Here is a 6,717-nt window from a genome sequence, read left to right as displayed (position 1 = left end):
GCGGCGGACCGGTCCTCGGCAACGAAGAAGCCGGTTACGACTGGACCACCTACCCCGAACGCCTGGAGAAGGCCGGGGTGTCGTGGAAGATCTATCAGGACATCGGCGACGGACTCACCGAGAAGGGCCTGTGGGGCGTCCTGGAGGACGCCTACCGCGGAAACTACGGCGACAACTCACTGATGTTCTTCAACAAGTTCCGCAACTCCCGGCCGGGTGACCCCCTCTACGAAAAGGCGCGCAAGGGAACGACCGTCAAGAATGGCGGCGATCTCCTCGATGACCTGCGCGCGGACGTCAAGTCCGGGAAACTCCCGGAGATATCGTGGATCGCCGCCCCGGAAGCATTCTGCGAACATCCCAACTGGCCTGCGAATTACGGCGCCTGGTACATCTCGCAGGTCCTTGACGCGTTGACGGCCGACCCGGAGGTGTGGAGCAGGACCGCTCTGTTCATCACGTACGACGAGAACGACGGCTACTTCGACCACGTGCCGCCGCCCTACCCTCCGGCGGACTCCTCCTGGGGAGCGTCCACCGTCGACACGGACCTCGACCTCTTCCCCGGAGACGGCAGCTACAGCGCGGGCCCCTACGGGCTCGGCATGCGCGTGCCCACCCTCGTCGTGTCCCCGTGGTCGACCGGCGGCTATGTCTGCTCCGAGGTGTTCGACCACACCTCCGTCATCCAGTTCATGGAGCGCCGCTTCGGCGTCCGCGAACCGCACATCTCCCCCTGGCGCCGGGCCATCTGCGGCGACCTCACCTCCGCCTTTGATTTCAGCCTCAAGCACACCGGGCGCGCGGACCTGCCGAGCACCGACGCCTACGAGCCACCGGACAAGGAACGGCACGACAGCTACACGCCCTCGCCGCCCGCCGCCCCCGCCCTGCCCGGCCAGGAGAAGGGCGCGAGGCCCACCCGGCCCCTGCCCTACACGCCCCTGGTCACCGCGGCCGTCAAGCCTTCCGACGGCACCGTCAAGCTCACCTTCACCCCGGGTGACGAGACCGGCGCCTGTTTCCTCGTCACCTCCGGCAACCGCGACGACGGGCCCTGGACCTACACCGCCGCGGCGGGCAAGAAGCTCTCCGACACCTGGAGCACCGGCCCCTCCGAGGGAACGTACGAGCTGACCGTGCACGGCCCGGGCGGCTATCTGCGTACCTACGAGGGGGCCGCCGCGACCGCGAGCCCGGAAGTCACCGGCCACCACGACCGGGAAAGCGGCCGCGTCAGGCTCACCTTCACCAACCCCGCAAGGACCGCCTGCCGCCTGACCGTCACCAACGCCTACGGCGACAGGAGCAGCGAGGTCACCGTCCCGGCGGGCGGCCGCAGGAGCCGCTGGGTCGACCTCGGCCACAGCAAGCGCTGGTACGACCTGCGCGTGCGATCCGACAGCGACAGCGGCTACCTGCGCAGGCTCGCCGGACACGTGGAGACGGGCGAGCCCGGCACCAGCGACCCCGCGCTGCGCACCGCCTGACCCCGCCAGAAGGCACCTAGGCCCCGCCGCCCGCCTCGTCGCCGCCGGCCCTGACACGGACGTGCATGCGCTCGCCCTGCGCACCGAACAGGGCGAGGAACTCCACCGGGATGTCACCGGCGTTGGCGAAGCCGTGCGGGGTGCGGGTGTCGAACTCGGCGGCTTCGCCCGCGGTGAGGACGAGGTCGTGGTCGCCCAGGGCCAGGAGCAGGCGCCCGGAGAGGACGTAGAGCCACTCGTACCCCTCGTGCATGCCCTGCTCGGGGCGCGCCCTCTGCCGGGTGCCGCTCCTGGCGACCGGCATGACCTGCTTGTAGGCGTGCATTCCGCCGAGATACCGGGTCAGGGGGACCCAGGTGTTGCCGTGGCGCAGGAAAGGGCGGGGATGGATGCGCGGGTCGCCCGTCTGGGGTGCACCGACCAGTTCGTCGAGCGGCACTCCGTACGCCCTGGCCAGCGGCAGCAGGAGCTTCAGGGTCGGCTCGCGCTGCCCGGCCTCGAGGCGCGAGAGCGTGCTCAGGGAGATGCCCGTCTCCTCGCTCAGCCGGGCCAGGGTGGCGCCCCGCGCCTTGCGCAGCGCCCGCAGCCGGGGGCCGACGGCGGTCAGCACGTCCGCGAGGTCGGTGTCGTCGCTCATCACTCCATTTGCCGATGCGGCAAATATCTTTGTCAAGCCGCCGTGGCCGCGCGCAGGGTTGCCGCAGAGCCGCCGAGCAGGCATAAGGAGCCCTCATGAGCGATCAGCAGACCGATCCCCGCAACGCCTCCGACACCCGCAGCGGTCCCGCCGCCGGATCGGCCGAGGCGTTCTGGGACGAGCGCTACGACCAGAGCGACCGGCTGTGGAGCGGCGAGCCCAATGCCGCTCTCGTGCGCGAGACGGAGGGTCTGACGCCGGGCAGCGCCCTGGACCTGGGCTGCGGAGAGGGGGGCGACGCGATCTGGCTCGCGCGGCAGGGCTGGCGCGTCACCGCCACCGACATCTCCCGTGTCGCCCTCGGCCGCGCGGCCGGCCACGCGGACCAGGCGCGGGTCGCCGACCGCGTCGAGTGGCAGCACCACGATCTCGGCGCGTCGTTCCCGGCCGGCAGCTACGACCTGGTCTGCGCCCAGTTCCTGCACTCCCTGCACGAGATGCCGCGCGAGCAGATCCTGCAAAACGCCGCAGCGGCCGTCTCCGGGGGCGGCACCCTCCTCATCGTGGGCCACATGGGGTTCCCGGGCTGGGAGACCGAACCGCACCCCGGCGTGGACTTCCCCACTCCTCAGAAGGTCCTGGCCTCCCTCGACCTGCCGGCCGGGCAGTGGGACGTACTCGTCTGCGACACCCATGAGCACCCCCTCACGGCTCCCGACGGCGAGCCCTCCACGCGGACCAACTACACCGTCAAGCTGCGGCGCCGCGGCCGGCAGGACTGACCGCGCGGGCCGTCCCGGTCAGCGGGCAGTCGTCCGGGTCAGCGGGGCAGTCGCACGGTCAGGGTCACCATGAATCCGCCGGGCCCCGTCGAGATGCCGAGCCCGTCGGTGAGCAGGTCGGCAAGCCACAGTCCCCGCCCGCCCTGGTCGCCGTCGAGAGCGGGGACCCGCCCGGGGATGACGTCGGCGCTGAAGCCGGGGCCCGCGCCATGGATGTGGCAGTCCAGATGACCGTTGCTGCGCTGCAGGATCAGCTTGCCGCCACCGCCGGCATGCGCGACCGCGTTGACCGCCACGGCGTCCAGGGCGACGATGAATTCGCCGCGCCGTGGCTCGGTCAGCCCCTGGTGGCCCGCGTACTGCTCGACGAGCATCCGGAGTTTTGGCAGGTCGTCCTGGTCGAAGCGGGATTCCAGCAGGGTGACGGGCGGGTTCTCGCGGGACCCTGGCGCTGTCGGCATCAGCGGCCCACCTCATTGATCACCAGGTGGGGCACTTGGTTCGCGCCCGCCCGGTGCAGGATGCGGGCCGGTGTCGGCGGGCAGTCGACTCGGACCGGGACGTGCGCATGCTTGAGAACCAGCCGCAGCAGATCCACCGCACAGGCCGCGCCGAGGAAGACGAGGCCGGAAAGGTCCACGGTCAGCGACCGGGAATCCCCGCTGCGCCTGAGCCCCTCGCGTACGGCGCCGATGAACTCCTCCCCGGTGGCCAGGTCCGCCTCGCCGACCAACCGCACTACGCCGTCCGCGTGTTCCACGTGCAGGTCACCGAGGTGGGGCAGCAGTCGACAGGGGTGCGCACTGTGCATGGCCGCCAGGACACCGGGGGCGAACCACCGGGCGTCGTAAGCGCAGATCTCGGTGTAAGGGCGGCCGGTGAACAGATGCTGTGCGTGGGACTCGCGGTGCATCATCACTTCGACATCGGCGCCCAGGTCGCCCACCCAGTGCATGTCGATGTAGGTACGAAGCCCGCTGTAGCCCTCCTCCAGGGCCTTGTCCGTCTCCTCCGTGATGCGCTCCCACTGGCGGTGCGGGGTGAACGCTTCCTGCGGCTGGATGAGCGAGCGCATGCTGCTGAGCACCAACTGGCCCTGCCGGCGCGCGGCCCCCAGCAGTACCCCCAGCGCGTCGAGGCGGTTCCACACCTGTTCGTCCTCCATGTGCGGAGCGGCGAAGACCATGACCTTCTCGCGCTTCACGAGCCCCGCCCACACAAAGGCGGAAACCACGTCGCGGCCCGCATCGTCGTCGGCGTAACTGACGAATGCGTGGTCACCCGCGCGCAGGTGCTGAACCGGGATCGTTCCGACCGACGCCGAGCCGGTATCTGCCATGTCTCACCTCCGGGGCCCGGCAGGACCCGACGGGAACCAAGTGGGGGGCAAACGCTAACGCTCCGTACCCGCGGCGGCAGACCCCTGCGGATAGCGACCGTTAACTGACGGCGCGCCCCTTCTCGGCGATCGAGAGTGCCCGAAACTGATGCGTTCCGCACTGGATCTGCTCGGCAAGTGGCCCCAGCGGAAAGGGAGTTCAGGACTCCCCGAGGGTGTGCTCCACGAGTGCGCGCGCATAGGCGGCGTCCAGCGGGCCGGGCCTGAAGAGGATGCGGTACATCATCGGCGCCACAACCTCATCGATGACCCGTTCCGCGTCCGGGGCCGCCTCGCCCCGTTCCGCCGCACGGGCGAGGACGATGCCGATCTGGTCGGCGGCGTAGGCGGAGCACTGGCCGGCGTTGCTCCCGTCCGGGTCGCCGAGGAGTGCGTCCCTGATGTACGCGCGCCCCGGCGGGGACGCCATCTCGTCGAGGAACTGCTCCGCCCAGGCCCCGAGGTCCGCGCGCAGGCTGCCGAGGTCGGCGGGCGGCGCTTCGGGGCGCAGGTGTTCGACGGCGACGTCGGACAAAAGCTCCTGCAAGTCCCCCCACCGGCGGTAGACGGTCGAGGGGGTCACTCCCGCGCGGGCCGCGACCAGCGGGACGGTCAACGCCTCGCGCCCCGACTCGGCCTGCAGCTCACGCACTGCCGCGTGGACTGACTCCTGGACCCGGGCACTGCGCCCTCCGGGCCGGGCCATGGGCTTGGGACTCATGGCTCCACCTTAACGCCTTAACGCTAATTTATTGCTTCTAGTGATTGCTGCGGAGCGGTGGGAGGGTGTCCTCAAGCCGCTATCGGAGCGAGCTGCCCCGCAGCCGTTCCGGCCGCCGCTGCCGCTCCGGCCACCTCGTAGGCGCGCCCGGCCCGCAGGACCGTCGCTTCGTCCAGAGGGCGCCCCATCAGCTGCATGCCGATCGGCATGCCCGCACGGTCCTGGCCGACGGGCAGCGTCAGCGCCGGAAAGCCCGTGATGTTGGCCGGTGCGGAGAGGCGGACGTAGCTGTCGGAGACAGCTTCCACGGTGCCGTCGGCCCACTCCACGCTCTCCTGACCGGACGTGACGGCCGTCATCGGCACCGCCGGGGCGGCGATCACGTCGACCCGGCCGAGCATCTGAGCCCACGCGTCGCGCATCAGGGTCCTGGCGCGCTGGGCCCGGAGGTAGTCGCCGGCGGTCACGAACTCGCCCGCCTCCAGCAGGACTCGGACATCCGCCGCGTACAGATCGGGCGTCGAGCGGAGTGTTCGCTCGTGGTACGAGGTCGCTTCGGGAACCATCAGGCCCCAGTGGACGGCCTGGATGTAGCGCGTCATCGGGATCTCGACCTCGACGAGTTCGGCTCCCAGCTCCTGGAGCCGGTCGATGGCCCGGCGCACGCTGGCCTCGACCTCCGGGCTGACACGCTCGAAGTAGTAGTTGCGCGGCACGCCCACCCGCAGCCCGGTCAGGTCACCGGCCTCCGCGGCGGCGCCACCGCCCGGTTCACGCTGCTGCGGCCCTTCCAGCGCGGCGAGGACGAGCGCCGCGTCCCGAACCGTGCGGGTGACGGGGCCGACGTGGTCCAGGGACCAGGACAGGGATGTCACACCGCGCCGGGAGATCAGGTCGTACGTCGGCTTGAGGCCGACCACGCCGTTCAGTGCCGCGGGGACGCGGATCGAACCGCCGGTGTCGGTGCCCAGTGCGAAGGTGGCCTCTCCCGCCGCGACGGCGACGGCCGAGCCTCCGCTCGACCCGCCTGCGACCCGGCCCTGGTCCCAGGCGTTGTGCGTCTGAGGGGTGGTGAGGCCGTAGGCGAACTCGTGGGTGTGGGTCTTGCCGAGCAGCACCGCACCGGCCGCGGACAGGCGCGCGGCGACGACGCTGTCCTCTTCGGCGACATGGTCCGCCCTGACGCGGGAGCTCGCCGTGGTGGGCATGCCCTCGGCGTCGATCAGGTCTTTCAGACCCATGGGGATGCCGTGCAGCGGACCGCGCAGCCGACCCCGGGCGATCTCGCGCTCGGCCAGGGCCGCCGACGCCCGGGCGGCGTCGGCGGCGACGGTGACGTAGGCATGGAGGCGCGATTCCACCGCTTCGACGCGACCGAGGACGGACTCGGTCAGATCGACCGGCGACAGCTCACCCGCGGACACCGCGCGGGCGGCGTCGGCGAGTGAGAGCTCATACGGCTGCATGGACGTTCTCCTGTCCCGCGGCGTCCGCCGCGTCGACCGTCTCCGCCGTGCGCACCGTGCGCGCCGTGTCCGGCGTGTAGGCCATGGCGGGAGGCGTGTCCCCGAAGTCCAGTTCCCTCAGCGTGGCGATGACGGAGTGGATGTGATTGGCCGTCGCCGCCACCGCCTCGTGACGGTCGCTTTCCAGCGGCAGCCCCGCCCGGAGAGCCCCGCGGGCGGCCTCCTGCGGGGTGAGATCGGCGG

The 6,717-nt window shown here is 71.1% G+C and carries 8 protein-coding genes; 2 read left to right on the top strand and 6 right to left on the bottom strand.

Annotated elements, in window-relative coordinates:
- On the top strand, positions 1 to 1,490 hold a 1,490-nt coding region (locus ACQKIP_RS36015), incomplete at its 5' end, for an alkaline phosphatase family protein (protein WP_427745100.1).
- A 16-nt stretch (positions 1,491 to 1,506) separates the two neighbouring features.
- Here the strand turns inward: ACQKIP_RS36015 and ACQKIP_RS36010 are convergent.
- Positions 1,507 to 2,127, bottom strand: a complete 621-nt coding sequence (locus tag ACQKIP_RS36010) for a helix-turn-helix transcriptional regulator (protein ID WP_365864559.1) — start codon at positions 2,125 to 2,127, stop codon at positions 1,507 to 1,509.
- A 95-nt stretch (positions 2,128 to 2,222) separates the two neighbouring features.
- On the opposite strand from ACQKIP_RS36010, the gene ACQKIP_RS36005 reads away from it, so the two are divergent.
- Complete coding sequence (locus ACQKIP_RS36005) at positions 2,223 to 2,909, top strand: class I SAM-dependent methyltransferase (RefSeq protein ID WP_365864560.1); 687 nt, start codon at positions 2,223 to 2,225, stop codon at positions 2,907 to 2,909.
- Between the two features lie 38 nt (positions 2,910 to 2,947).
- Here the strand turns inward: ACQKIP_RS36005 and ACQKIP_RS36000 are convergent, their stop codons facing one another.
- The 5 genes from ACQKIP_RS36000 to ACQKIP_RS35980 form a co-directional block, all read right to left on the bottom strand.
- The gene (locus ACQKIP_RS36000) at positions 2,948 to 3,370 is read right to left on the bottom strand and encodes an ATP-binding protein (protein ID WP_365864562.1); all 423 of its coding nucleotides are present in this window, start codon (positions 3,368 to 3,370) and stop codon (positions 2,948 to 2,950) included.
- Positions 3,370 to 4,248: an MEDS domain-containing protein gene (locus ACQKIP_RS35995; protein ID WP_365864563.1), complete on the bottom strand. Its 879-nt coding sequence runs from the start codon at positions 4,246 to 4,248 to the stop codon at positions 3,370 to 3,372. The genes ACQKIP_RS36000 and ACQKIP_RS35995 overlap by 1 nt, the downstream gene beginning before the upstream one ends.
- A 199-nt stretch (positions 4,249 to 4,447) precedes the next feature.
- Entirely contained in the window at positions 4,448 to 5,008 is a 561-nt protein-coding gene (locus tag ACQKIP_RS35990; RefSeq protein WP_365864565.1) for a TetR/AcrR family transcriptional regulator, read from the bottom strand.
- 71 nt (positions 5,009 to 5,079) lie between these two features.
- Entirely contained in the window at positions 5,080 to 6,474 is a 1,395-nt protein-coding gene (locus ACQKIP_RS35985; RefSeq protein WP_365864566.1) for an amidase, read from the bottom strand.
- A partial coding sequence (locus ACQKIP_RS35980) for a hypothetical protein (protein ID WP_427745099.1) occupies positions 6,461 to 6,717 on the bottom strand: 257 nt, incomplete at its 5' end. The genes ACQKIP_RS35980 and ACQKIP_RS35985, both read right to left, overlap by 14 nt.

Source organism: Streptomyces sp. NPDC059900, from assembly GCF_050270335.1.
Taxonomy (GTDB): domain Bacteria; phylum Actinomycetota; class Actinomycetes; order Streptomycetales; family Streptomycetaceae; genus Streptomyces.
Note: the sequence above shows the minus strand (reverse complement) of the source record. Positions and strands in the feature narration are given on the sequence as shown.

Excerpts from the sequence above, each read along its gene's own strand:
- ACQKIP_RS36010 (WP_365864559.1), bottom strand. The coding sequence starts at position 2,127 with ATGAGCGACGACACCGACCTCGCGGACGTGCTGACCGCCGTCGGCCCC.
- ACQKIP_RS36005 (WP_365864560.1), top strand. The coding sequence starts at position 2,223 with ATGAGCGATCAGCAGACCGATCCCCGCAACGCCTCCGACACCCGCAGC.
- ACQKIP_RS35985 (WP_365864566.1), bottom strand. The coding sequence starts at position 6,474 with ATGCAGCCGTATGAGCTCTCACTCGCCGACGCCGCCCGCGCGGTGTCC.
- ACQKIP_RS35995 (WP_365864563.1), bottom strand. The coding sequence starts at position 4,248 with ATGGCAGATACCGGCTCGGCGTCGGTCGGAACGATCCCGGTTCAGCAC.
- ACQKIP_RS36000 (WP_365864562.1), bottom strand. The coding sequence starts at position 3,370 with ATGCCGACAGCGCCAGGGTCCCGCGAGAACCCGCCCGTCACCCTGCTG.
- ACQKIP_RS35990 (WP_365864565.1), bottom strand. The coding sequence starts at position 5,008 with ATGAGTCCCAAGCCCATGGCCCGGCCCGGAGGGCGCAGTGCCCGGGTC.